This window comes from Catellatospora sp. TT07R-123 (assembly GCF_018327705.1).
Lineage (GTDB): Bacteria > Actinomycetota > Actinomycetes > Mycobacteriales > Micromonosporaceae > Catellatospora.
On sequence record NZ_BNEM01000001.1, the window covers coordinates 1,324,470 to 1,347,302 of the forward strand.

24 protein-coding genes and 1 riboswitch are annotated in these 22,833 nt (G+C 73.6%); of the genes, 7 read left to right on the forward strand and 17 right to left on the reverse strand.

Features of this window, described 5'->3' with window-relative positions; all coding sequences use genetic code 11:
• Positions 1-112: 112 nt before the first annotated feature.
• Positions 113-541: a Fur family transcriptional regulator gene (locus Cs7R123_RS05485; RefSeq protein ID WP_212823917.1), complete on the forward strand. Its 429-nt coding sequence runs from the start codon at positions 113-115 to the stop codon at positions 539-541.
• Between the two features lie 22 nt (positions 542-563).
• Entirely contained in the window at positions 564-2,801 is a 2,238-nt protein-coding gene (gene katG / locus Cs7R123_RS05490; protein ID WP_212823919.1) for a catalase/peroxidase HPI, read from the forward strand.
• Between the two features lie 129 nt (positions 2,802-2,930).
• On the opposite strand, the gene Cs7R123_RS05495 is transcribed toward katG, so the two are convergent.
• Entirely contained in the window at positions 2,931-3,263 is a 333-nt protein-coding gene (locus Cs7R123_RS05495) for a VOC family protein (RefSeq protein WP_212823922.1), read from the reverse strand.
• A gap of 93 nt (positions 3,264-3,356) precedes the next feature.
• Here Cs7R123_RS05495 and Cs7R123_RS05500 point away from each other — a divergent pair, with 93 nt between their 5' ends.
• Entirely contained in the window at positions 3,357-4,052 is a 696-nt protein-coding gene (locus tag Cs7R123_RS05500; protein ID WP_212823925.1) for a suppressor of fused domain protein, read from the forward strand.
• Positions 4,053-4,103: 51 nt separating this feature from the next.
• Here the strand turns inward: Cs7R123_RS05500 and Cs7R123_RS05505 are convergent, their stop codons facing one another.
• The 9 genes from Cs7R123_RS05505 to Cs7R123_RS05545 form a co-directional block, all read right to left on the reverse strand.
• Positions 4,104-5,495 carry a WD40 repeat domain-containing protein gene (locus Cs7R123_RS05505; RefSeq protein ID WP_212823928.1) on the reverse strand — a complete coding sequence of 464 codons (1,392 nt, stop codon included), beginning with the start codon at positions 5,493-5,495 and terminating at the stop codon, positions 4,104-4,106.
• Positions 5,492-5,992: a SigE family RNA polymerase sigma factor gene (locus tag Cs7R123_RS05510; RefSeq protein WP_212823930.1), complete on the reverse strand. Its 501-nt coding sequence runs from the start codon at positions 5,990-5,992 to the stop codon at positions 5,492-5,494. Before Cs7R123_RS05510 ends, Cs7R123_RS05505 begins: the two co-directional genes overlap by 4 nt.
• Before the next feature lie 72 nt (positions 5,993-6,064).
• Positions 6,065-6,862 carry a metallophosphoesterase gene (locus Cs7R123_RS05515; RefSeq protein WP_212823933.1) on the reverse strand — a complete coding sequence of 266 codons (798 nt, stop codon included), beginning with the start codon at positions 6,860-6,862 and terminating at the stop codon, positions 6,065-6,067.
• Positions 6,863-6,922: 60 nt separating this feature from the next.
• The gene (gene glyA / locus Cs7R123_RS05520; protein WP_212823936.1) at positions 6,923-8,194 is read right to left on the reverse strand and encodes a serine hydroxymethyltransferase; all 1,272 of its coding nucleotides are present in this window, start codon (positions 8,192-8,194) and stop codon (positions 6,923-6,925) included.
• A complete protein-coding gene (gene gcvH, locus Cs7R123_RS05525; protein ID WP_212823939.1) occupies positions 8,191-8,568 on the reverse strand; it encodes a glycine cleavage system protein GcvH in 378 nt (125 codons plus the stop codon). Before gcvH ends, glyA begins: the two co-directional genes overlap by 4 nt.
• Positions 8,565-9,737 (reverse strand): glycine cleavage system aminomethyltransferase GcvT, encoded by a 1,173-nt coding sequence (gene gcvT, locus Cs7R123_RS05530; RefSeq protein WP_244871629.1) that lies wholly within the window; start codon positions 9,735-9,737, stop codon positions 8,565-8,567. The genes gcvH and gcvT overlap by 4 nt, the downstream gene beginning before the upstream one ends.
• 148 nt (positions 9,738-9,885) lie before the next feature.
• Positions 9,886-9,976, reverse strand: a riboswitch (glycine riboswitch).
• A 73-nt stretch (positions 9,977-10,049) separates the two neighbouring features.
• On the reverse strand, positions 10,050-11,033 hold the full coding sequence (locus Cs7R123_RS05535; protein WP_212823945.1) for a hypothetical protein: 984 nt from the start codon (positions 11,031-11,033) through the stop codon (positions 10,050-10,052).
• Positions 11,034-11,138: 105 nt separating this feature from the next.
• Complete coding sequence (locus tag Cs7R123_RS05540) at positions 11,139-12,386, reverse strand: lipopolysaccharide assembly protein LapB (RefSeq protein WP_212823948.1); 1,248 nt, start codon at positions 12,384-12,386, stop codon at positions 11,139-11,141.
• Positions 12,383-13,630, reverse strand: coding sequence for a 26S protease regulatory subunit (locus Cs7R123_RS05545; RefSeq protein ID WP_212823951.1), 1,248 nt, complete (start codon positions 13,628-13,630; stop codon positions 12,383-12,385). Before Cs7R123_RS05545 ends, Cs7R123_RS05540 begins: the two co-directional genes overlap by 4 nt.
• A gap of 114 nt (positions 13,631-13,744) precedes the next feature.
• Here Cs7R123_RS05545 and Cs7R123_RS05550 point away from each other — a divergent pair, with 114 nt between their 5' ends.
• Positions 13,745-14,401 carry a hypothetical protein gene (locus Cs7R123_RS05550; RefSeq protein WP_212823953.1) on the forward strand — a complete coding sequence of 219 codons (657 nt, stop codon included), beginning with the start codon at positions 13,745-13,747 and terminating at the stop codon, positions 14,399-14,401.
• A 113-nt stretch (positions 14,402-14,514) separates the two neighbouring features.
• Positions 14,515-15,039 carry a hypothetical protein gene (locus Cs7R123_RS05555; protein WP_212823955.1) on the forward strand — a complete coding sequence of 175 codons (525 nt, stop codon included), beginning with the start codon at positions 14,515-14,517 and terminating at the stop codon, positions 15,037-15,039.
• Positions 15,040-15,049: 10 nt separating this feature from the next.
• On the opposite strand, the gene Cs7R123_RS05560 is transcribed toward Cs7R123_RS05555, so the two are convergent.
• The 7 genes from Cs7R123_RS05560 to Cs7R123_RS05590 all read right to left on the reverse strand — a co-directional run bounded on the left by Cs7R123_RS05560 (position 15,050) and on the right by Cs7R123_RS05590 (position 20,589).
• Positions 15,050-15,685 (reverse strand): alpha/beta hydrolase, encoded by a 636-nt coding sequence (locus Cs7R123_RS05560; protein ID WP_212823957.1) that lies wholly within the window; start codon positions 15,683-15,685, stop codon positions 15,050-15,052.
• Positions 15,682-16,143, reverse strand: coding sequence for a DUF427 domain-containing protein (locus Cs7R123_RS05565; protein WP_212823959.1), 462 nt, complete (start codon positions 16,141-16,143; stop codon positions 15,682-15,684). Before Cs7R123_RS05565 ends, Cs7R123_RS05560 begins: the two co-directional genes overlap by 4 nt.
• Positions 16,144-16,245: 102 nt before the next feature.
• Complete coding sequence (locus Cs7R123_RS05570) at positions 16,246-16,644, reverse strand: hypothetical protein (protein WP_212823961.1); 399 nt, start codon at positions 16,642-16,644, stop codon at positions 16,246-16,248.
• Positions 16,641-18,107, reverse strand: a complete 1,467-nt coding sequence (gene pntB, locus Cs7R123_RS05575) for a Re/Si-specific NAD(P)(+) transhydrogenase subunit beta (protein ID WP_212823963.1) — start codon at positions 18,105-18,107, stop codon at positions 16,641-16,643. The genes Cs7R123_RS05570 and pntB overlap by 4 nt, the downstream gene beginning before the upstream one ends.
• A gap of 7 nt (positions 18,108-18,114) precedes the next feature.
• Positions 18,115-19,761, reverse strand: a complete 1,647-nt coding sequence (locus tag Cs7R123_RS05580; protein ID WP_374706918.1) for a Re/Si-specific NAD(P)(+) transhydrogenase subunit alpha — start codon at positions 19,759-19,761, stop codon at positions 18,115-18,117.
• A 66-nt stretch (positions 19,762-19,827) separates the two neighbouring features.
• A complete protein-coding gene (locus Cs7R123_RS05585) occupies positions 19,828-20,115 on the reverse strand; it encodes a DUF1905 domain-containing protein (protein ID WP_212823964.1) in 288 nt (95 codons plus the stop codon).
• Between the two features lie 39 nt (positions 20,116-20,154).
• Positions 20,155-20,589, reverse strand: coding sequence for a nitroreductase family deazaflavin-dependent oxidoreductase (locus tag Cs7R123_RS05590; RefSeq protein ID WP_212823966.1), 435 nt, complete (start codon positions 20,587-20,589; stop codon positions 20,155-20,157).
• 66 nt (positions 20,590-20,655) lie between these two features.
• On the opposite strand from Cs7R123_RS05590, the gene glsA reads away from it, so the two are divergent.
• Together glsA and Cs7R123_RS05600 are read left to right on the forward strand one after the other, a co-directional pair.
• Complete coding sequence (glsA, locus tag Cs7R123_RS05595) at positions 20,656-21,936, forward strand: glutaminase A (protein ID WP_212823970.1); 1,281 nt, start codon at positions 20,656-20,658, stop codon at positions 21,934-21,936.
• A gap of 57 nt (positions 21,937-21,993) precedes the next feature.
• Positions 21,994-22,800 carry a hypothetical protein gene (locus Cs7R123_RS05600; RefSeq protein ID WP_244871631.1) on the forward strand — a complete coding sequence of 269 codons (807 nt, stop codon included), beginning with the start codon at positions 21,994-21,996 and terminating at the stop codon, positions 22,798-22,800.
• Positions 22,801-22,833 lie beyond the last annotated feature (33 nt).

Genomic DNA, 22,833 nt, shown 5'->3' on the forward strand with positions numbered 1-22,833 from the left:
CGGCGCATACTCGTGCCGTAAAAATACTGAAAAGTCGGCTGAAACTCCGGCGTCGCGGGTAAGCTCCCGAAAGTAAACTTGAACCGTTCCAGATGAGTGGCATATCGATCGCATGACGTCCGACTTCGAGGCGCAGCTTCGGACGGTCTCGTTGCGGGTGACCCGGCATCGCCTGGCCGTGCTGGCCGCGCTGCGCGACCGCCCGCACATCGACACCGAAACGGTGATCGCCCTGGTCCGCGCCGAGCATCCCGCGGTGTCCCACCAGACGGTGTACGACGTCCTGCGGGCGCTCACCGAGGCGGGCCTGGTCCGGCGCATCCAGCCGGCGGGGGCGACCGCCCGCTACGAGTCCCGCGTGGGCGACAACCACCACCACGCGGTCTGCCGCTGGTGCGGCGTCATCACGGACGTCGACTGCGCCGTCGGCGCCGCTCCCTGTCTCACCGCCTCAGACGACCACGGCTTCAGGGTCGACGAGGCGGAGGTCGTCTACTGGGGCACCTGCCCCGGCTGCGCGGCCGCCCGCAGTTCCCGATGATCCGCCAGTTCGGAGGAAGCACATGAGCAACACCCCAGACCAGACCGGATGCCCGGTCGCGGGCGACTCCGCGACCGCGCACGGCAGCGAGAGCGAGAACCCGGCGATCGCCGCGCCGACCCCGAAGACCGGCGGGCGCCCGCATACGAACCGGGACTGGTGGCCCAACCAGCTCGACCTGTCGGTGCTGCACGCCCACTCGCCCAAGGGCAACCCGCTGGGCGAGGACTTCAGCTACGCCAGGGAGTTCGGCAAGCTCGACGTCGAGGCGCTCAAGCGCGACATCACCGACGTCCTGACCACGTCGCAGGACTGGTGGCCCGCCGACTTCGGCCACTACGGCGGCCTGATGATCCGGCTGAGCTGGCACGCCGCGGGCACCTACCGCATCCACGACGGGCGCGGCGGCGCCGGTGACGGCGGGCAGCGGTTCGCGCCGCTCAACAGCTGGCCCGACAACGCCAACCTCGACAAGGCCCGGCGCCTGCTGTGGCCGGTCAAGCAGAAGTACGGCCAGCAGGTCTCGTGGGCCGACCTGCTCGTGCTCGCGGGCAACGTCGCGCTGGAGTCGATGGGCTTCAAGACCTTCGGCTTCGGCTTCGGCCGAGCGGACGTCTGGGAGCCGGAGGAGATCTTCTGGGGTCCGGAGGACGCCTGGCTCGGCGACGAGCGCTACGTCTCCGAGAAGGAGATGGCGGCCGAGGTCGGCGCGACCGAGATGGGACTCATCTACGTCAACCCCGAGGGCCCGCAGGGCAACGCCGACCCGGCCGCGGCCGCGCACTTCATCCGCGAGACGTTCGCGCGGATGGCGATGAACGACGAGGAGACCGTCGCCCTGATCGCGGGCGGCCACACCTTCGGCAAGACCCACGGCGCCGCCGTCGCCAAGGACCACGTGGGCCCGGAGCCCGAGGGCGCGCCGTTGGAGGCGCAGGGCCTGGGCTGGCTGAGCAGCAACCGCACCGGCAAGGGCGGCGACACGATCACCAGCGGGCTGGAGGTGACGTGGACCGACCAGCCGACGCGGTGGAGCAACCGCTTCTTCGAGATCCTGTTCGGGCACGAGTGGGAGCTGACCACCAGCCCCGGCGGCGCCAAGCAGTGGGTCGCCCGCGACGCCGAGGAGATCATCCCCGACCCGTACGACCCGTCGCGCAAGCACAAGCCGACGATGCTCACCACCGACCTGTCGCTGCGGGTCGACCCGGCGTACGAGAAGATCTCCCGCCGCTTCCTGGCCGACCCCGACGCGTTCGCCCTCGCCTTCGCCAAGGCCTGGTACAAGCTGCTGCACCGCGACATGGGCCCGGTCAGCCGCTTCCTCGGCCCGTGGGTCCCCGAGGCCCAGCTGTGGCAGGACCCGGTCCCGGCCGCCGACGGCGAACTCGTCAGCGACGCCGACATCGCCGCCCTCAAGTCGGCGGTCCTGGACTCCGGCCTCACCACCGCCCAGCTGGTCTCCACCGCCTGGGCGTCGGCCGCGAGCTTCCGCTCCACCGACAAGCGCGGCGGCGCCAACGGCGCCCGGCTGCGGCTGGAGCCGCAGCGCGGCTGGGAGGTCAACCAGCCGGACCAGCTGGGCCGGGTCCTGGAGACGCTGGAGGGCATCCAGCGGAAGTTCAACGAGTCCGGCGGCGCGAAGATCTCGCTGGCCGACCTGATCGTGCTGGCCGGGTCGGCCGCCGTCGAGAAGGCGGCACGCGACGGGGGCGTGGAGGTGACCGTGCCGTTCCACCCGGGCCGCACCGACGCGACCCAGGAGCAGACCGACGTGGAGTCCTTCCGGGTTCTGGAGCCGCGGGCCGACGGGTTCCGCAACTACCTGCGGCCGGGCGAGAAGCTGCTGCCGGAGGTGCTGCTGATCGACCGGGCGTACATGCTCAACCTGACCGCGCCGGAGATGACCGTCCTGCTCGGCGGCCTGCGCGGCCTCGGAGCCAACGTCGGCGGCGCCGGGCACGGCGTCCTCACCGAGCGGCCCGGCGTGCTCACCAACGACTTCTTCGTCAACCTGCTGTCGCCGGGCACCCGGTGGAAGGCGTCGGAGTCGGCCGAGCACGTGTACGAGATCCGCGACGTCGCCACCGACCAGGTGAAGTGGACGGCCACCGCCGTCGACCTCATCTTCGGCTCCAACTCGCAGCTGCGGGCGCTGGCCGAGGTGTACGCGAGCCGGGACGCGCACGAGAAGTTCGCGGCCGACTTCGTCGCGGCCTGGACCAAGGTCATGGACCTCGACCGGTTCGACCTGGCCTGATCAGGTCCCGGGCCGGTGCAGCCGCCGGCCCGGGTTCTTCTCGCCGCGGGTCACACCTCCTGTGGTGTAGCTACACCACAGGAGGTGTGACCCGCCGCAGAAGGTGGTCGCCGGCCGGCCGGGCCGGGTTCACTTCGACGTGTCGACGATGCAGAACAGGTTGCCGTCGGGGTCGGCGAGCACGACGAAGTCGGCGCCGTCCGGGTACTGCCAGGCGACCTCTGACGCACCGAGGGCGACCAGCCGCTCGACCTCGGCCCGCTGCTCGTCGGGGCCGTCGACCCACAGGTCGAGGTGGGTGCGGTCGCCGCTGTCCAGATGCAGGCGGGGGCCGTCGCCGTCGGGCGGGACCAGGAACTCGGGATTGTCGGGCGAGCGCTCGTAACCCAGGGCTCCGGTCCAGAAGGCCGCCGCGCGGCCGGTGTCGCCGACGTGCAGGACGATCGATCGAATACGCGCCATCGTCTGAGCATGTCACGCTGTCGCCCTGGTCGCAGGTCAGGCGCGGCAGGCGCGGAGCGGGCGCGAAACAGCGGGCCGCTAGGCTGCACCGCCATGGAGACGCCAACGGGCGCCGGGGTGACCCGGCACGAGTCGCAGCACGACGGTTTCGTGCTGGCGGACGGGCAGCGGCAGGACTTCGCCGAGGCGATCGACCGGCACATCGCCGAGTACTTCGGGCCGGTGGCGTTCGTGCTGCACGAGTTCCTGTCCCACCTGGTCCCCGTGCACGTGCACGTCGTCGAGGCCACCGCGCAGCGGCCGTACCACGTGCTGATCACCTCGGGGATGAGCGACCTGCCGATGTCGCTGCCGGAGGGACACGACATCAGCCCGTACGCGGAGCTGATGATCTGCCTGCCCGCGGACTGGCCGGTGGGCGAGGGCGCGCTGCGCGACGACCGGACCGGCTGGCCGGTCCACGTGCTCAAGTACGTGGCGCGGCTGCCCCACGAATACCTGACCTGGATCGGCGAGTGGCACTCGGTCCCCAACGGCGACCCGGCCGAACCGTACGCGCCGGACACGCCGTTCGCCGGGGTCCTCATCGCGCCGCCGGTCCGGGTGCCCGAGCAGGCCCGCACCATCGACGTCGGCGACGGCACGCACATCAACCTGCTCGCGCTGGTGCCGCTGCACGCGGCCGAGATCCGGCTGAAGGTCACCGAGGGCACGGACGCGCTGCTGCCCCTGCTCGACCGCGGCGGCGTGAGCGAGTGCCTCGACCCGCGCCGCCCGTCCCTGGTCTGAGCCACGTGGTGCCGGCCCGGCCGGGTCAGGCCGGGCCGGCACCACGCCAGGTCAGCTCGCGGCCGGACGGCGCGCGCGGCGGCGGCGCCCGCGGCGGCGGACCAGCAGGACCACCCCGGCGACCACCAGCAGCCCCACGAGCGCGGCCCACCGGTACGGCACCGGCCACGGGCCGCGCTCGGCCCAGCCCGCCTCGCGTACGGTGATGCCCGCGATCAGGCCGGCGGCGACCACCGGCTCCCACGGCACGCACCGCTGGGTGCCGAACTCGCAGCGCTTGGCGTTGTCGAACCGGCTCAGCACCCGGCCCTCAGCCCCGTCGGCGGGCATCGCCCACAGGGCGCCCGTGTCGGCGCCGTAGTCCCAGGACAGGCCGAGCCACTCGGTGCCCGACAGCCAGCCGAGGAAGTGCTCCACCTGCGCCTGCGGCCGCACCAGGGTGCCCGGCCGGTCGAGGCTGACCACGCCGAAGCCGCCGCTCGGGCTCAGGTCGGGGTAGAAGGACTCGTCGGTGCCCCAGCTGTCGTGCGCCCACCAGTTCAGCGCCAGCTTGGTGCCGTCGGTCGACCAGGCGTTCTGCGCGGTGATCCCGTAGTTCTCGGGCACGGGCACCTGCTCGATGCGCTGCCCGTCCCGGCCCAGCAGCCAGGTCTGCGACCGCGACTGCACCGCCATGCGCTGCCCGTCCGGGGCGAACGACACGGCCGCGACGGGGCTGGTGTCGGTGGCGGTGGTCTGCCCGGTGCGCAGGTTCAGCAGCATGAGGGTGCTGTGGTTGGAGGCGTACTGCTGGAGCACCCCGCTGACGCGGTTGTTGAGGTCGCCTTCCAGCGGCTTGGCGTCCGACAGCGAGTAGGCCAGGATGTCGCCGTCCGGGGACAGGGCCAGCGGGATGACCCCGCCGGAGCGGCCCAGCGGCACCTCGTGCGGGTCGCCGGTCGCCAGGTCGACGACCGTGACCGCCGACGTCACGCGGGTGTCGTCGCCGAGCACGATGAAGCGCCCGTCGGGCGACAGCAGCCACATGCCGGAGGTGTCGCGGGCGGCGTCGACCTGCCGGTAGACGTCGCCGTCGGCGCCGAGCACCAGCGTCTGGTAGGTGTTGAACAGCTCGCTGTTGCCGTAGCCGTACAGCATCAGGGCCCGGCCGGGTGGGGACTGGCTGACCAGGCCGGTCAGCGGCGAGTAGCCGGCGATCTCGTCGGGCAGGCCCGCCGGGCCCACGGCAGGCTCGACCGGCGGCGTGAACCCGCCCGGCACGAACGCCACCGCGGTGCCGCCGAGCAGCAGCACCACGATCGCGGTGAGCGCGGCGGTGACGCGGCGGCGGCGCCGGTCGCGGCGGGCGGCGCCGAGCACCTGCTCCAGGTGCCCGGGCGGCAGCGGCGGCTCGGCGGCGGACGGGGCGGCGGCGAACAGCGCCGCGATCTGCTGGTCGCTCATTTGCTGCCTCCCACGTAATCGGGCATGAGCCGCCGCAGGGCGGCGATGGCGTACGCGGACTGGCTCTTGACCGTGCCGGTCGAGCAGCCCAGGGCGCTGGCGGTCTCGGCCACGTCGAGGCCCTCCCAGTAGCGCAGCACCAGTACGGCCCGCTGGCCGGGGGCGAGGCGGGCCAGGGCCGCCATCAGGTCGAGCCGGCCGTCGACCCCGTCGGGCGGGGCGGGTTGCTCGGGTGGTTCGGCGTAGGCGCGCACGACCCGGCTCCACCAGGACTGGCGCTGCTGGAGGTAGACGTTGACCAGGACCCGGCGTACGTAGGCGTCGGGTGAATCGGCGGCTGCGACGCGCTCCCAGTGCCGGTACAGGCGTACCAGCGCGGTCTGGAGCAGGTCGTGCGCCTCGTCCCAGCTGCCGCACAGCCGGTACGCGGTACGCCGCAGCTCCAGGGCGCGGCCCTGCGCGTACTCGGTGAAGGCGCGTTCTCGGTCGGCCCGCATGTGACTCCTCTTTGCTCGTCCTCCCTTCGATCGGGGCACCGCGGCGTCCGGTTGTGCCGCCGGCCGGACTTTTTACGCCGGGTACGGCCTGCGGTGGTAGCTCGGCCCGGCCGGATCGCCCGCCTCGCCCCGGTAGATCCCGTGGCGCAGCTCCGACTCCCAGCCGCCGTACTCGGGCATGCCCAGCTCGCGGGCGACGGCGAGTTCGGCTTCGGCGTCGTAGGGCACGCGCACGAACTGGATCGAGAACGGGGCCTCGGCCTCGGAGCCGAAGGCGCCTTCGAGGATGACGTACACCGGGGTGGGGTCGTCCATGCTGTTGCCGACGCTGCCGGTGTTGAACACGGTGCGCCGCCAGCGGTCGACCTCGTAGTACGGGTCGTGGGTGTCGCCGTAGCCGACCACGGTCGGCGGCGGCCCGTCGCCGGTGGCGGGGGTGTTGTCGAACAGCGACAGGAACTGGGCCTCGTCGTGGTCGAACCGGATCCGCGTGTGCACCGACGTCGACGAGGCGTGGAACAGCCGCACCCGCCGCCCGCTCATGGTGAAGTCGTGGCTGAACGGCAGCGCCCGCAGCCACTCACCCTGGCCGGGTGCGAGCTGGGCCAGCCACCAGGCCAGGGCCGGGGAGTCGAACGTGCGGGCCGGGTCGGGCAGGGCGTCGTCCCAGTTGCCGAGGATGTTGACCTCGCACCGCTGCCGGCAGAGGTCGATCACCTCGCGGCCGCGCGGGCCCTTGCCGACGTAGTCGCCGAGGTTGAAGATCCGGGTGATGCCGCGGGCGTCGATGTCGTCGAGCACCGCCTCCAGCGCCGTCAGGTTGCCGTGCACGTCGGAGATCAGCGCGATGCGGTCCAGTGGTCTGCGCATCGGCCACACGCTAGTCGGCCCGGGCGGCGGTCGCTGTCCCGCCGCCCGGACCGGTGACGCCTACAACCCCGGGTAGAGCGGGTGCGCGGCGGCGAGCTTGGCGACCCGGTCGCGCAGCAGCCGCGCGGTCTGCTCGCCGTACGACGGCAGCAGCGCCTGCGCCACGATGTCGGCGACCTCGGCGAAGTCCGGCTCGGTGAACCCGCGCGCGGCCAGCGCCGCCGTGCCGATCCGCAGGCCGGAGGTGACCATCGGCGGCCGGGGGTCGCCCGGCACGGCGTTGCGGTTGACGGTGATGCCGACCTCGTGCAGCCGGTCCTCGGCCTGGCGCCCGTCCAGCGGGCAGCGGCGCAGGTCGACCAGCACCAGGTGCACGTCGGTGCCGCCGGTCAGCACCTCGACCCCGGCCGCGGCGACGTCGGCGGCGGCCAGCCGCGCCGCCAGCAGCCGCGCCCCGGCCACGGTGCGCCGCTGCCGGTCGGCGAACTCCGGCTGCGCGGCCATCTTGAACGCGACCGCCTTGGCCGCGATCACGTGCTCCAGCGGTCCGCCCTGCTGGCCGGGGAAGACCGCGCTGTCGACCTTGCGCGCCACGTCCTCGCGGTCGGTCAGCACGACGCCGCCGCGCGGGCCGCCCAGCGTCTTGTGGGTCGTGGTCGTGACCACGTCGGCGTACGGGACCGGATTGGGGTGCAGACCCGCCGCGACCAGCCCGGCGAAGTGCGCCATGTCCACCATCAGCCGCGCCCCGACCGCGTCGGCGATCCGCCGGAACGCGGCGAAGTCCAGGTGGCGGGGGTACGCCGACCAGCCGGCGATCAGCAGCGCGGGCCGGTGCTCGTGCGCCAGCCGCTCGACCTCGGCCAGGTCGACCAGGCCGTCGTCCTCACGGACCCGGTAGCCGACCGCGCGGTACAGCTTGCCGGAGAAGTTGATCCGCATGCCGTGGGTCAGGTGCCCGCCGTGGGCCAGGTCCAGGCCCAGGATCGTGTCCCCGGGCTGGATCAGCGCCATCATCGCCGCGGCGTTGGCCTGCGCGCCCGAGTGCGGCTGCACATTGGCGTACGCCGCCCCGAACAGCGCCTTGACCCGCTCGACCGCGAGCCGCTCGACCACGTCGACGTGCTCGCAGCCGCCGTAGTAGCGCCGCCCCGGATAGCCCTCGGCGTACTTGTTGGTCAGCACCGAACCCTGGGCCTGAAGCACCGCCAGCGGCGCGAAGTTCTCGCTGGCGATCATCTCCAGGGTGTCGCGCTGGCGGTCCAGTTCAGCGCGCAGCGCGGCGTGCACCTCGGGGTCGAACTCAGCCAGCGGCCGGTCCAGCACGCTCATGCCGCCTCCCCCGTCAGGGCCGCGTACGCGGCGGCGTCGAGCAGGTCCGGCGCCGTGGCCAGGCGCAGCCGGAACAGCCAGCCCTGCCCGTACGGGTCGGTGTTCAGCAGACCCGGGTCGGCCGCCACCGCCTCGTTGACCGCGACGACCTCGCCGTCGGCGGGGGCATACAGCTCACTCACGGACTTGGTCGACTCCACCTCGCCGCACGGCTCCCCTGCCGCCACGAGCTGCCCCGGCCTGGGCAGCTCGACGTAGACGACGTCGCCGAGCGCGTCGGCCGCGAACGCGGTGATGCCGACCGTGGCCGTGTCGCCGTCGGCGGCCAGCCACTCGTGCTCGCGGGTGTACTTCAGCTGCTGCGGGATGCTCATCGGCGGCCTTCCTGGGTGCGGCGGTAGAACGGCAGCTCCACGACCGTGACGGTCTCGTGGCTGCCGCGGATGTCGGCGGTGAGCACGGTGCCTACCGCGCAGCGGTCGGCGGCGACGTACGCCAGGGCGATCGGGCGGCCCAGGGTCGGCGACGGGGCGCCGCTGGTGACGGTGCCGACGCGGGCACCGGTGTCCGGGTCGAGCACGGCGTAGCCGGGGCGCGGGGCGCGCCGCCCGCCCGACACCAGCCCGACCAGCACGTCGGCGGCCTGCTCGCGGCGGGCGGCCAGCGCCTCGCGGCCGACGAAGCCGGGCTTGTCGTGCGCCACCACCCGGCCCAGCCCCGCCTGGTACGGGCTGACCTCGGCGGTCAGCTCGTGGCCGTACAGCGGCATGCCCGCCTCCAGCCGCAGCGTGTCCCGGCAGGCCAGCCCGGCCGGGACCAGGCCGTGCCCGGCGCCCGCGGCGGTGACCGCGGTCCAGATCGCGGCCGCGTCGGCGGGCGCGCAGTAGATCTCGAACCCGTCCTCGCCGGTGTACCCGGTGCGGGCCAGCAGCACCGGCCGCCCCGCCAGCCACGCCACGTCGACGGCGTAGTAGCGCAGCGACGGCAGGTCCGCACCGGTCAGCGGCGCCAGGATCGCGGCCGCGCGCGGGCCCTGCACCGCGATCAGCGCCCACCGGTCCGACACGTCGGCCACGTCGGCCCCGAACCCGGCGGTCCGCGCCACCAGCTCGGCGAGCACCGCCGCGGTGTTGGCCGCGTTGGCGACCACCAGGTAGCGCTGCGGTTCCAGCCGGTAGACGACCAGGTCGTCGAGCACGCCGCCGTCGGGCGCGCACAGCATCGTGTACCGGGCCCGGCCCGGCTGGACCGCCGACAGGCGGCCCACCAGCGCGTAGTCGAGGAAGGCCGCCGCGTCGGCGCCGGTGACCTCCAGCTGGCCCATGTGGCTCAGGTCGAACAGGCCGGCGCTGCTGCGCACGGCGTGGTGCTCGGCGAGCTCGCTGCCGTAGCGCAGCGGCATCGTCCAGCCCGCGAACGCGGTCAGCACGGCACCGAGCGCCACGTGGACCTCGTGCAGCGGGGTGGTTCTGAGGGCGGGTTCGGGCCCGGCCGTGCCGTCGTCAGGGCAGGCACGGGCAGCGGGCGGCGCGGTAGCGCTCACGGGAGGCTCCCTGGTCCGGGCACCGCACAGGCGGCACCGTGGGTGGTGGGCCTCCCCCTCTGTCATCGCTGCCTGAGAGCTTCGCCGTCGCGTGGACGGCTTGCACCGTGGGCGCGGGACCGTCGGGTCCCGACTTTCCAGAGTTCGCCTAGCCGCGGCGGTACATGGGCCTGAGAGATTCCGGGGAGAGTTGCTCCTTCGGCGTCCCGGTGGTGCCGGGACTCTCCCGCCGCGAGTCGTTCGGCGAGATATTCAGTTGTACGCCGCGTACCGTATGCGCCGCCGCCGCACCCGTCAAGAACACAACGGACGTCACGGTATGGCGGCCGGTCGCGGCTGCCCGGCGGGGAAGCGCGCGGTCCGGTGGACGCGGCGGGCGGCGTACCCGATGACGCCGAGCGCGACCAGCGCGAAGACGATGTGGGTGACCAGGTTGACCGTGGCCTGGCCGCCCTGCACCGGCAGCTGGAAGAACGCGTGCCAGGCGTACGTGAGCAGCGCCGCCGCCGCCAGCGCGAACCGGTGCCAGGCGCCCCACGAATCGCGCGCCGACCAGCGCCGCACCAGCCAGCCCAACACGGCCAGGTCCACGGCCACCACCGCCACGCCCACCCAGGTGGGCAGCAGCTCGGCTCCGAACAGGACCAGCCCCGCGCCGATCGCGGCGGCGAACACCGCCCGCGGACCAGGCACCGCGCCCGTGGCCGGCCGGACCCGGCGCGGGACCGCGAACGCGGCGACGACCAGCGCGACCGCGACCAACGCCGCGGCGGCCAGCTGCGCGGCCGAAGCCATGAACTGACCATCGGCGTACGAGAACGAGAAGATCGCCACACACCCGGCCGCGAACACCGCGATCGACGCGGCGAACCCGGGCCCCCGCAGCCACGGCTGGTCCCGCCGGTCCCCCGCCGCCTCCTCGACCAGCGAGATCGGGGCGCCGATGCTCCAGATCACATGAATGGCCAGCACGAACAGGGTCCACGGGACCGCGATGCCCAAAGCCGGGACGAACCCCTCGTCGAGCAGGTGCGCCCCGACGTAGTCGGGGTTGTACAGCGACTGGGTCAGCAGCCCCTCCTCGACCACCCCGAACGCGAGCGCCAGCAGCAGGATCGTCGGCCAGCCGCGTCCGGTGCGGCGGGCCAGTTCGCGGATGAACAGTGCGCCGCCGCCGTACATCGTCGACAGCGGCAGGATCAGCAGGATCATCGTGATCGGGAAGTCGCCGAGCAGGAACTCGGCCACGAACGGAGCCAGCAGGTAGAGGGCGATCGCCGGGGCCACGCGCCGCATGGCGTTGTCCTTTCAGCCGTCGAGGTGTCGCCTCCACTGTGGCGCCGTGCGACAAGTCGCGGCAGAGTGGCCGATCCGGAATCCACCGGGACGCATGTCCTGCCGTCAGAGCATACGAACCACCCGGACCGCCACCAGGATCAGCACGATCACGGCGACGCTGCCCCAGGTCAGTGCGGTCGGCGGCACCATCCGGACCCGCGCCGACAGCCCGGCGCCGCGCCCCGGCGCCAGCTCGGCCGCGAAGCCCGGCTCGGCGGCGTGGCGGCGCAGGAAGGCACGGTGGCGCCAGCGCCTGGTGCGCCGGTGCGCCGCCTCGAACAGCCGGTGGTACGCCCGCACCCCCGTGGCGAACACCCGGCCCACCGCGAACACCACGAGCAGGCCCGCGGCGCTGCGCAGCCCGTCGGTGGCCGCCACCGCCCGCACCACCAGGCCCGCGAACAGCAGCACCGAGCTCACCCACACCATCGCGAGGGCGAACTCGCCGCGGCCCGGCCGCCGCCGGACCATCCGCCGCATCGTCGCGGGCAGCCGCCGGTACGACCACACCGCGCCCGCGCCCAGCGCCGCGGCCAGCACCCCGCTCGCGACGCGGTCGACGGTGTTGTCCAGCGTCATCGTGAGCACCAGGACGACCACCCACGCCGCCGCGGCCAGGTCGGCCCAGCGGCCCAGCCAGGCCCGCACCGCCAGCCCCAGGTTGTGCTGCACCACCTTCAGATGCGGGTCGCCCGCCAGCACGTCGATCAGCTGCCGGCCCGCCGCCGAGTAACGCCCCGTCCGCAGCTGCTCCACCGCCAGGTCGTTGCGGGCCGCGACGAAGTCGGGGTCCAGCGCCAGCGCCCGGCCGTAGCAGGCCTGCGCGTTGGGCGAGTCGAACGCGGCCGCGTGCACCCGGCCCAGCGTCAGGTGGGTGTCCGGCTGGTGCGGGGCCAGCACCACCGCCCGCGCCGCGGCCCGGTAGGCGGCCCGCACCCCCGACTCGCTCGGGTAGGCCAGCTCGCAGCTGGCGACGCTGACGTGGCAGGCCCAGTTCCCTGGGGCCAGCCGCACCGCCTCGGCCGCCGCGCCCGCCGCCGCGGCCACCCGGCCGCTGTGGCGCAGCGCCATCGAACGCAGCCGGTGGGCCCAGTCGCTGCCCGGGGCCGCGGCCACCGCGGCGTCGGCCGCCGCGAGCATCGCCGCGTAGTCGCCGCGCTCGAACTCGACCCGCGCCAGCTGGCACAGCGCCTGGTACGAGTCGGGTCGGCGGGCCAGCACCCGCGCCAGCACCTCCCCGGCCGCGTCGTGCCGCCCGACCGACAGCAGCGCCTCGGCCCGGCGCAGGTCGTCCTCGACGTCGTCGCTCACAGCATCCTGCGCTTCTTCAGGTACGCCGCCAGGTCGTCGTAGGTGCCGTCCTCGTTGCCGTACGCCACCACGTTGCGCGACGACGACAGCCACGCCCCCGTGGACGGCCGCACCTCGCGCAGCGCGTGGTCGAAGTCGCCCTGCCGCATCTGGCGCACCTCACCGGAGGTGATCGAGTCGTGCATCGCGTACTCGGCGGCGGTGTCGCACAGGTGCGACAGGTCGGCGCCGGAGTAGTCCTCGGTCGCCGCGACGATCCGCTTGAGGTCGATGCCCTCGATCGGCCGGTCGCGCAGCAGCCGCTGCAGGATCGCGGTCCGGGCCGGGGCGTCGGGCGGCAGCACCAGCACGGTGCGGTCGAACCGGCCCGGCCGCCGCAGCGCCGGGTCCACGTCCCACGGGGCGTTGGTGGCGGCCAGCACGAACACGCCCTCGTTGTCGCCGTCCATGCCGTCGAGCTCGGCCAGCAGCTGGTTCACCAGCGTACGCATCGCCGAGGAGGCCATCTGCGACCGCTTGTGCCCCAGCGCGTCGATCTCGTCGAGGAACACCACGCACGGGGCGTTGCGCCGGGCCGCCTGGAAGATCTCGTGCAGGTTGCGCTCGGAACTGCCGATCCACATGTTCAGCACGTCCACGATGGACAGGTTGATCAGCCGGGCGCCCATCTCCCCGGCCACCGCGCGGGCCAGGAACGTCTTACCGCAGCCGGGCGGCCCGTACAGCAGCAGGCCGCCGCGCAGGCTCTTGCGGTACAGGCTGCGCAGCTCCGGGTTGCGCAGCGGGCCCAGGAACGACAGCTCCAGCCGCTTCTTCACGTCCACCAGGCCGCCGACGTCGGACAGGCGAACCCCGGACTGCTCCACGTCGAACATGCGGTCCTGTTCCCCGGCGACCGGCTCGGCGTCGTCGTCGACGGCATAGCCGGCCGGGACGACCTCGCCGAGGTCGCGCTCCCAGGCCGCCCAGTCGGGCGAAGCGCCGGGCCGCGGTGCCGGGTCTGCCGCGGGCGCCGGGTCGGCCGGAGCTGCCGGGGCTGCCGGGGCGCCGATCGCCGCGGCCATCACCGCGCGGGCGGCCGCGTTCTGCGGGTCGCCGGCCAGCACCGTCGCGGCCTCGCCCACGGCCTCGGCGCCACGTCCCGCGCCGAGGAGCAGCTCAGCCAGGTGCAGCCGGAGCCGGTGGTCGTCGGGCCGGGCGGCCACAGCCGCCCGCAGACTGTCGATCAGCGCGGGGTCGTTCATGACGAGGGATTATGCGCCACCGCGACGATCCTCGCGGCCCTGCCCCGGACGGCCCGCCCCCAGCCCGGCCGGCGGGGACCCGCACGCGGCACCGACCCACTACATTGGATCAACATGAGTCGACGAGATCCGCGGTTGGACGACGCGCACGCGCTGTACGAGGCTTCGATGTTCTACGGCGACGAGCACGCGGTGGACAAGGCGCTGCCCCTGCTCGACCGGGTCGAGGCGGACCTGGCGCTCGCCCGCGGCAAGATCCTGCACGCGAAGTTCCTGCGCGACCGCGACCAGGCCGACCCCGCCGAACTGGAGCTGTTCCTGCGGGCGTCCGAGCTGTACCACCGCTTCGGTGACGAACGCGGCTACGCCGAGGCGATGTTCTGGATCGGGACCTACTACCAGGTGATCGAGCACGACGGCCGGGGCTCGTGGCCGTTCCTGCGCCACGCCGAGAGCCTGGCCGAGGCGGCCGAGGACCGGCTGCTGCTGTCGTACATCGTCCGGCACCTCGGGTTCGTCCACCAGTACGAGGACGGTGACCTCGACCGGGCCCGGCAGCGGTTGGAGCAGTCGGTCGCGCTGCGCCGCGAGGTCGGCCACCAGCCCGGGGTCGCGGCCGGGCTGCTCGCGCTGGCGGAGCTGTCCGGGCAGGCGGGCGACGCCGCCGAGCGGGAGCGGCTGCTGGACGAGGCCGAGCGCACCGCCGCCGAGGCCGAGGCCCACGGCGTGCTGCGCTGGATCGCGGCGGCCCGATCCGGCGCCGACGGCTGACCTGGGCGTCACGCACCCGCTGTCGGATCACGGCGGCACGGCGGGCCGGGCCGCCACGGATGCATACCATCATCGGGAGTCCGGTGTGGACGATTTCCAGGCAGGAGAAGGCGATGCGCGTTCGGCGATGGGTCACGGCCGTGGCGACGTGCTTGGCGGTGCTGGTGCCGACAGGTCCGGTCGCGGCGGCACCGCCGCCGGACCCGGTCAACGGCACCAGCCTCTACCAGTGGTGGAACGCCGCGCGCGGTGACTACTACGCGGCGGGCACCGAAGTGGGCAACCTCAGCGCGGTCCAGAACGGCTACGCCAAGCTGCGGGTCGAGGGCGCTGTCATCACCTCGGACACGGCGGGCACCGTGCCGCTGTACCTGTTCTGGAACCCGTGGCGGCAGGACAACTACACGACGGCGACCCAGGAGGGCATCCAGAGCGCGATCGCGTACGGCTACCAGTACGTCCGCGTCGAGGGCCGCGTCTTCACCACGCAGGTCGCCGCGTCCGTGCCGCTGTACACGTACTGGAACGCGGCCAACGCCGACAACCTGACCGTGGCGAATCCGGCGACGATGAACGAGGCCGTCGCCCGGGGCTACGTCCGGGTGCGGCTGGAGGGCTACGTCTACCCGGCGACCTGATCGCCGCCGGTCACAGCTCCAGGAACGCCGCCAGCGCGCAGACCACCTCGTCGGGGATGTCGTGGCCACCCGGGAAGGGCAGCCAGTCGACCGCGTGCCCGTGCTCGACCAGGAGGGCGCGGGTGCTCTCCCCGGCCGCGAACGGGATCTGGTCGTCGTGCTCGCCGTGCGCCAGCAGGATCCGCGGGCGGGAGCCGCCGGCCAGGTGCCGTTCGGTGTCGGCGAGCAGCACCGCCGACAGCGCCGCGACCCGGTCCACGCCGGAGTCCGGCGCGAGCGCCACGTCGAGGGCGAGCATGCCGCCCTGCGAGAACCCGGCCAGGGCCACCCGGCGTACGTCGTACCGGTGGCGCAGGTCGGTGACCAGTTCCCCCACCCGGGCGCGGGCGGCCTCGACCCCGCGATGGCGCGGGCCGGACGGGGGCGGGGTCCCGTGCCAGGCCCAGCTGGGCCGGTCGTCGCCGTCCAGCGGCCACCACTGGCGGCCGCCGACCGGGCTGGGCTGCGGGGCGTCGGGGACGACCACCATCCGGTCCGGGGCGCTGAGCAGGTCGGCCAGCGCGAGCAGGCCGTCGCGGTCGTCGCCGTACCCGTGCAGCAGGATCAGCGCGGACATCGTCTCGGCGGGGTCGACGGACACGGTCACCAGCCCATGGTGCCGGGCGCGCCCTTGAACGGCCCGGCCAGGTCGGTGGTGATCCAGCCGCCGTAGAAGTCGCCCGGCTGCGCGGTGACCGGCTCGCCGTCGACGGTGCAGCGGTCGAACTTCGACGGGTAGAAGGCGAGCAGCCCGGTCAGCTGCTCGTATCCGGGCGCGGGCTGCTCGTAGGACCAGGCCGCCCGGCGTACGACCTCGTCGTCGACGACCACGTCCCAGTAGGTCGCCGCGCCCTTGAACTCGCAGAACGATCCGTGGTCGACGCGGCGCAGCGGCACCCGGACGTCGCCGGGCGGAACGTAGTAGACCGGCGGGTGGGAGGTCTCCAGCACCCGCACCGCGCCCCGGCTGTCGGCGACCAGGCGCCCCGCGTGGGTCACCACGATGCGCCGCGGGGTGCGCTCCGCCCTGGGCGGGCGCGGGTAGTCCCACACCGATTCGGTCATGGAATCGACGATAGTCGCCGGGGCGGCGCCGCGCGGCGATCGCCCGGGGGCGGGTGACCCCCGGGGCCGGCCGGGCTGAGCCGGTCCCGGGGGCGGAGCGGATCAGCCGACGACCGGGCCGTCACCGCCGTCGCGCTTCCAGCCCGCCTCGATCAGGCCGGTGACGTAGATCCCGCCGGCGCTCATCAAGGTCACCACGTCCAGGTACACCTTCTGGGCGTCCTGGCGCAGGCGGTGGGCCGACCGGTGGTGGTACTGCAGGTGCCGCAGCCAGACGTCGACCAGCCCCTCGGCGACGCTCGTCGGGGTGGCGCCGGGGGCGGCCGTGCACGTCGCGACGAGCAGGCAGTCCGGGTCGCCGGTCCGCCGGACCTCGACGTGCGCGAACAGCTCCGACATGAAGAGGTACGCGTCGAAGTCCATGCTCATGCCCGTGAGGTTGTCGCCGTCGCTGGGCGTGCCGGCCGCCATCAGCCGCCGCTTGTCCTGCTCGAACGTCATCCGACTCCGGCCAGCGACTTCTGGCGGGCGGGCTCGGCCGTGTCGCGCTGGGCGGTCACGGCCGGGCCGAGCGCCCGGACGATGTCCTCCACCCGCGCCTTGGCGTCGCCGAACAGCATCGAGCTGTTGTCGCGGAAGAACAGCGGGTTCTGCACGCCCGCGTACCCGGCCGCCATGGACCGCTTGAAGACGACCACGTGCTCGGCCTCCCACACCCGAAGCACCGGCATCCCCGCGATGGGGCTGCCCGGGTCGGCGGCGGCCGGGTTGACCGTGTCGTTGGCGCCGATGACGAGCACCACCGACGTCCCGGCGAAGTCGTCGTTGATCTCGTCCATCTCCAGCACGATGTCGTACGGCACGTTCGCCTCGGCCAGCAGCACGTTCATGTGGCCGGGCAGCCGCCCGGCGACGGGGTGGATGCCGAAGCGCACCCGCGTGCCGCGGGCGCGCAGCAGCCGGGTCAGCTCGGCGACCGGCCCCTGCGCCTGGGCGACGGCCATGCCGTACCCGGGCGTGATGATCACCGAGGTGGCCTCACGCAGCAGCGCCGCGGTCTCGACCGCGCTGGTCTCGTGGTGCGTGCCGAGGTCGGTGTCGTCGACCGGCCCCGCCTCGATCCCGAACCCGCCCGCGATGACGGAGATGAACGACCGGTTCATCGCCTGGCACATGATGTACGACAGGTACGCGCCCGACGACCCGACCAGCGCCCCGGTGACGATGAGCAGGTTGTTGTCCAGCAGGAAGCCCGACGCGGCCGCGGCCCAGCCGGAGTAGCTGTTGAGCATCGACACCACGACGGGCATGTCCCCGCCGCCGATGGAGGCGACCAGGTGCCAGCCCAGCGCCAGCGCCAGCGCGGTGACCGCGATCAGCAGGCCCAGCGTCGGCCCGGCCGTGAAGAACCCGGTGAGCACCCCGAACCCGGCCAGTGCGGCCAGGTTGAGCAGGTTGCGGCCGGGCAGCATCAGCGGGCTGGACGAGATCCGCGCCGACAGCTTCAGGTAGGCCACGATCGAGCCGGTGAAGGTGACGGCGCCGATGAACACGCCGACGAACACCTCGCCGTGGTGGATGCGCAGCATCGCCCCGGTCAGGTCGGTGTGGTCGGCGCCCTCGACCTCCAGGTAGCCGCTCCAGCCGACCAGCACGGCGGCCAGGCCGACGAAGCTGTGCAGGATCGCGATCAGCTCAGGCATGCCGGTCATCTGCACGACCCGGGCCCGCCACAGGCCGATCGCGCCGCCGACTCCCATCGCGGCGGCGAGCACGCCCCCGGCGACGGCGTCGAGGCTGCGCGTGGCGAGCGCGATGGTGGCGGTCAGCGCGATGGCCATGCCGCCGATGCCGAAGACGACCCCGGAGCGGGCGCTGTCGTGCCGGGACAGCCCGGCGAGGCTGAGGATGAACAGCAGAGCGGCGACGATGCAGGCGGCCTGCACCGCGATGGCGGCGGTCATGGTGTGATCAGCCTTTCGAGAACATGCCGAGCATGCGCCGGGTGACGGCGAACCCGCCGACGATGTTGATGGTGGCCAGCAGGATGGCCGCGCAGGCCAGCACGGTCACGGCGCGGTTGCCGTGCCCGATCTGGAGCAGGGCGCCGACCACGATGATGCCGCTGATGGCGTTGGTGACCGACATCAGCGGGGTGTGCAGCGCGTGGTGCACCTTGCCGACGACGTAGTAGCCGATGACGACGGCGAGGGCGAAGACGGTGAAGTTGCCGATGAACTGCGGCGGCGCGAACGCGGTGACCGCGAACAGCAGCACCGCGGCCAGCCCGACCAGCGTGTACGTCCGCCCCGGCGACCGGGCCGGCTTCGGCTGCACGGCGGGCGGCGCGGCGGCGGGCGCGGGCGGCGCGGCCGACACCTGCACCGGCGGTGGCGGCCAGGTCTTCTCGCCGTCGCGCACCACGGTCATGCCGCGCACGACGACGTCGTCGAAGTCGACCGCGAGCCGCCCGTCCTTGTTCGGGGTGAGCAGCTTCATCAGGTTGACCAGGTTGGTGCCGTACAGCTGCGAGGCCTGGGTGGCCAGGCGGCCGGCCAGGTCGGTGTAGCCGATGATGGTGACGCCGTTCGCCGTGACGACCGCCTCGCCCGCGACCGTGCCCGCGACGTTGCCGCCCTGCGCGGCGGCCATGTCCACGATGACGCTGCCCGGACGCATGCTCGCCACGTGCTCGGCGGTCAGCAGCCTCGGGGCCGGTCGGCCGGGGATCAGCGCGGTGGTGATGACGATGTCGACGTCGGCGGCCTGCTCGGCGTAGAGGTCGGCGGCCCGCTGGTCGTACTCGGCGGAGGTCTGCCGGGCGTAGCCGTCGCTGCCGGACTCCTGCACGGCGGCGACGGACAGGAACTCCCCGCCCATCGAGCGGACCTGCTCGGCGACCTCGGGGCGCGGGTCGGTGGCGCGCACGACCGCGCCGAGGCTCTTGGCGGCACCGATCGCGGCCAGGCCGGCGACCCCGGCCCCGGCGACGAGCACCTTCGCGGGCGGCACCTTGCCCGCGGCGGTCACCTGGCCGGCGAAGAACCGCCCGAACGCGTGCGCGGCCTCGACCACGGCCCGGTATCCGGCGATGTTGGCCATGGAGCTGAGCACGTCCATGGACTGGGCGCGGGAGATGCGCGGGACCGCGTCCATCGCCAGCACGGTGATCGGGCGCCGCGCGAGCGCCTCGACCAGCTCGGGGCGGATGGCCGGGCTGATCAGGCTGATCAGCGTGGCGCCGGGGCGCAGCCGCTCGATCTCGTCCGGCGCGGGCGGATTGATCTTGAGAATGACGTCGGCGTGCCAGCACTCGTCGCGGCCGCGGATGGCGGCACCGGCCGCCTCGTAGGCCTGGTCGGAGAAGCTCGACCGGGCACCGGCACCGGTCTCGACCTCCACCTCGTACCCGAGGTCGACCAGGGCTTTCACCGTGGCCGGGGTCGCGGCCACGCGGGTCTCCCCCGCCGCCGACTCCGCCGCCACGGCAAGCCGCTGCGCCTCCCGCGGTCCGGGCGCGTCCTGCCCCGGCCGCCGCATGCCACGTTGCATGCCGCCCTGCTGTTCCACTGCTGCTCCCGTCGCACCGGCCCCGACTGGATCGAGACCATCGTCCATGGTGTGTCCGGCGGGCCGCGACGTCAATGCACGCGCCGCGTCCAACCGCGACTGTGCGCCGGACGGTCAGGTGTCGACGGTGAGCAGCACGGTGACCGTGTCACCGAGGTCGAGTCCCTCCGCGCGGCGCACCGAGGTCTTCACGGGCACGATGTAGCGCCCGTCCTTGGGCCACAGCGACGTCGTCCAGCCGGTCGCCCCGATCCGGGCCGACACGGGGATCATGCCCCAGCCGTAGGTGACCAGCGCCGCGGCCGCCTCGATCGCGGCGCACTGCTCGTCGGGCACGGTGACGAAATGCCACGGCGCCGGACCCCGCCAGAACCAGATCTCGCCGCTGAATTGCAGGTCCATGGCGGCCAGGATAGGGGCGGAGGCCGGCGCCTGCTGCCCTCAGGCCGGATCGAGGACGAACACCGGGATCTCGCGCCCGGCCTTCTTTGCGTACTCGGCGTAGTTCGGGAACGCCGCCACCGACCGGTCCCACCACTGCGCGCGCTCGGCGCCGCCGACCAGCCGCGCCGTGTAGTTCCTGCGCACCGGGCCGTCCTGTAGCGCGACATCGGGGTGGGCGACGATGTTGTGGTACCAGTCCGGGTGCTTGGGCGCGCCGCCGACCGAGCCGATCAGCGCGTAGCTGCCGTCGTGCTCGACCCGCATCAGCGGCGTCTTGCGGATCTTGCCGGACTTCGCGCCGCGCATCGTCACGATGACGACCGGCATCCCCATGATCGTGTTGCCCCGGGCGCCGTCACTGGCCTCGTACTCGGCGACCTGCTTGACGGACATCGGCCAGGTCCCGGGTGCGTACTCCCCTGTCAGCTCCATTCCTCGCAGTCTAGGGCGACACCCCGCCGGGCACCCTTAGGCTGGACACAACCACAGGTCACGGCAGTGGAGGCGGCGTTGGCACCGGCCCGGGCGGTCACCCTGGCGCTGGCGGAACTGCACCAGCGGCTGTCGGCCGTACGCGAGGGCGCGGTCGCCGACTACATCCCGCAGCTGGCCCACGCCGACCCGGCCGCGTTCGGGCTGGCCCTGACCGGCGTCGACGGCCACCGGTACGCCGCGGGCGACACCGCGACCCGGTTCACCCTCCAGTCGGTGTCCAAACCGTTCGTGTACGCCCTCGTCCTGGCCGAACTGGGCCTGGACGCGGTCACCGAGCGGGTCGGCGCCGAGCCCAGCGGCGAGGCGTTCAACGCGATCAGCCTGGAGCCGGTCACCGGCCGCCCCGCCAACCCGATGGTCAACGCGGGTGCGATCGCGACCACCGCCCTGGTGCCGGGCGACGGCCCCGAGCAGCGGTTCGAGCGCATCCTGGCCGGCCTGTCCGCGTTCGCGGGGCGCCGCCTGGACGTCGACGAGGCCGTCTACGACTCCGAACTGGCCACCGGCGACCGCAACCGCGCCCTGGCGTACCTGATGCACGGCGCGGGGGTGCTCACCGTCCCGGTCGCCGAGGCCACCGGGACGTACTTCCGGCAGTGCGCGGTGCGGGTCGACGCCGCCGACCTCGCCGTGATGGCCGCGACGCTGGCCGGGGGCGGGATCAACCCGGTGACGCGCGAACCCGTCGTGCCCGCGCTGGCCGCCGAACGAACCCTGGCCGTGATGGCCTCCTGCGGCATGTACGACGCCGCCGGGGACTGGCTGCTGCGCGTCGGCCTGCCCGCCAAGAGCGGCGTGTCCGGGGCGCTGATCGCGTGCAGCCCGTCCCGGTTCGGCATCGGCGTGTTCAGCCCGCCGCTGGACGCCGTCGGCAACCCGGTGCGCGGCGTGCTGGCGCTGCGCGAGCTGTCCGAACGCTACGCCCTGCACCTGATGCACCACCGCGAACCCGGCGCGGCCACGGTGTCGCTGGCCCGGTGCGACGGCCGGGTCGCGACCGTGGCCGCGCGCGGGACGCTGGAGTTCACCGAGACCGAGCGGCTGCTGTCGGCGCTGGCCGAGACGGTCGCGCCGCTGCGGGACACCGGCGGCGGGCTGGTCCTGGACCTGGCCGAGGTCACCGCCGTGGACCAGGTGTCGGCCGGGATGCTGCGCGAGGACCTGGCTTACCTGGGCGCGCACGGCCTGACGGTCGCGTCCGTGGGCCCGTCGTCGCCGGTACGGCCGGTGTTCGGCACCCGCGCCGAGGCCGTCGACTGGTGCCTGCGCACCGCGCGGCGCTAGCCGCCCGATCCCGGCGGACCGATGATGGTCGGTGACGCCTACCGCAGGAGGTGCACCGTGCAGATCAGCATGGCGACCAGTGCCGCGCCACCTGACCGGGTCAACGAGGACTTCGCCGCCGCCGTGCCCGGCGCCGCGGTGCTGCTCGACGGGGCCGGGATCGTGGGAGCCGAGGCGATCTGCCGCCACGGCGTCGCCTGGTACACCCACCGGCTCGGCGGCGCGCTGATTCACCGGTTGTCCCTCGGCGACGGCCGCGAGCTGGCGATGCTGCTGGCCGAGGCGATCGCGGAGGTGGCCGACAGCCACCGCGGCACCTGCGACCTCGCCGAACCGAGCAGCCCGTCGGCGACCGTGGCCATGCTGCGGGTGCGCGACGGCCGCGCCGACTGGCTGGTCCTCGGCGACAGCATCCTGGTGCTGGACCGGATCGGGGTGGCACCGCTGGCCGTCACCGACCGGCGGGAGGTCGAGATCGCGACGCCGCTGCGGCGGATGCTGGACGCGCTGGCACCGGACACACCCGAATACACGCAGGCCCGCGCGCGGGCCGTCGGCGTGATGCGGGCGAGCCGCAACCAGCCGGGCGGCTTCTTCGTCGCCAAGGACGACCCGTCCGCCGTCGCGCAGGCGGTCGCCGGCAGCCTCCCGGTCACCGAGCTGGCCGCCGCCGCGCTGCTCAGCAACGGTGCCAGCCGCCTGGTCGACCGGTACGCCCTGGCCGACTGGACGCAACTGCTGGCACTGCTCGCCGCGCACGGCCCGGGCGGGCTGATCCGCCAGGTGCGCGCGGCCGAGCCGTGGCCGGGCGAGTCCCCCGACGACGCCACGGCCGCCTACTGCACCGGCCTGACGCGCGGTTAACATGGCCGCCACCCCACGACCCTGAGGATCCCG

Bases quoted from the DNA above. Each gene is read 5' to 3' on its own strand.
- Cs7R123_RS05535 (WP_212823945.1), bottom strand. From the start codon at position 11,033: ATGCGGCGCGTGGCCCCGGCGATCGCCCTCTACCTGCTGGCTCCGTTC.
- Cs7R123_RS05495 (WP_212823922.1), bottom strand. From the start codon at position 3,263: ATGGCGCGTATTCGATCGATCGTCCTGCACGTCGGCGACACCGGCCGC.
- glyA (WP_212823936.1), bottom strand. From the start codon at position 8,194: ATGAGCGTGCTGGACCGGCCGCTGGCTGAGTTCGACCCCGAGGTGCAC.
- Cs7R123_RS05570 (WP_212823961.1), bottom strand. From the start codon at position 16,644: ATGACGTTCGAGCAGGACAAGCGGCGGCTGATGGCGGCCGGCACGCCC.
- Cs7R123_RS05500 (WP_212823925.1), top strand. From the start codon at position 3,357: ATGGAGACGCCAACGGGCGCCGGGGTGACCCGGCACGAGTCGCAGCAC.
- pntB (WP_212823963.1), bottom strand. From the start codon at position 18,107: ATGACCGCCGCCATCGCGGTGCAGGCCGCCTGCATCGTCGCCGCTCTG.
- Cs7R123_RS05555 (WP_212823955.1), top strand. From the start codon at position 14,515: ATGCGCGTTCGGCGATGGGTCACGGCCGTGGCGACGTGCTTGGCGGTG.
- Cs7R123_RS05505 (WP_212823928.1), bottom strand. From the start codon at position 5,495: ATGAGCGACCAGCAGATCGCGGCGCTGTTCGCCGCCGCCCCGTCCGCC.
- Cs7R123_RS05590 (WP_212823966.1), bottom strand. From the start codon at position 20,589: ATGGAGCTGACAGGGGAGTACGCACCCGGGACCTGGCCGATGTCCGTC.
- Cs7R123_RS05580 (WP_374706918.1), bottom strand. From the start codon at position 19,761: ATGGACGATGGTCTCGATCCAGTCGGGGCCGGTGCGACGGGAGCAGCA.
- Cs7R123_RS05485 (WP_212823917.1), top strand. From the start codon at position 113: ATGACGTCCGACTTCGAGGCGCAGCTTCGGACGGTCTCGTTGCGGGTG.
- Cs7R123_RS05585 (WP_212823964.1), bottom strand. From the start codon at position 20,115: ATGGACCTGCAATTCAGCGGCGAGATCTGGTTCTGGCGGGGTCCGGCG.
- Cs7R123_RS05550 (WP_212823953.1), top strand. From the start codon at position 13,745: ATGAGTCGACGAGATCCGCGGTTGGACGACGCGCACGCGCTGTACGAG.
- Cs7R123_RS05545 (WP_212823951.1), bottom strand. From the start codon at position 13,630: ATGAACGACCCCGCGCTGATCGACAGTCTGCGGGCGGCTGTGGCCGCC.
- gcvH (WP_212823939.1), bottom strand. From the start codon at position 8,568: ATGAGCATCCCGCAGCAGCTGAAGTACACCCGCGAGCACGAGTGGCTG.
- Cs7R123_RS05515 (WP_212823933.1), bottom strand. From the start codon at position 6,862: ATGCGCAGACCACTGGACCGCATCGCGCTGATCTCCGACGTGCACGGC.
- Cs7R123_RS05510 (WP_212823930.1), bottom strand. From the start codon at position 5,992: ATGCGGGCCGACCGAGAACGCGCCTTCACCGAGTACGCGCAGGGCCGC.
- katG (WP_212823919.1), top strand. From the start codon at position 564: ATGAGCAACACCCCAGACCAGACCGGATGCCCGGTCGCGGGCGACTCC.
- Cs7R123_RS05565 (WP_212823959.1), bottom strand. From the start codon at position 16,143: ATGACCGAATCGGTGTGGGACTACCCGCGCCCGCCCAGGGCGGAGCGC.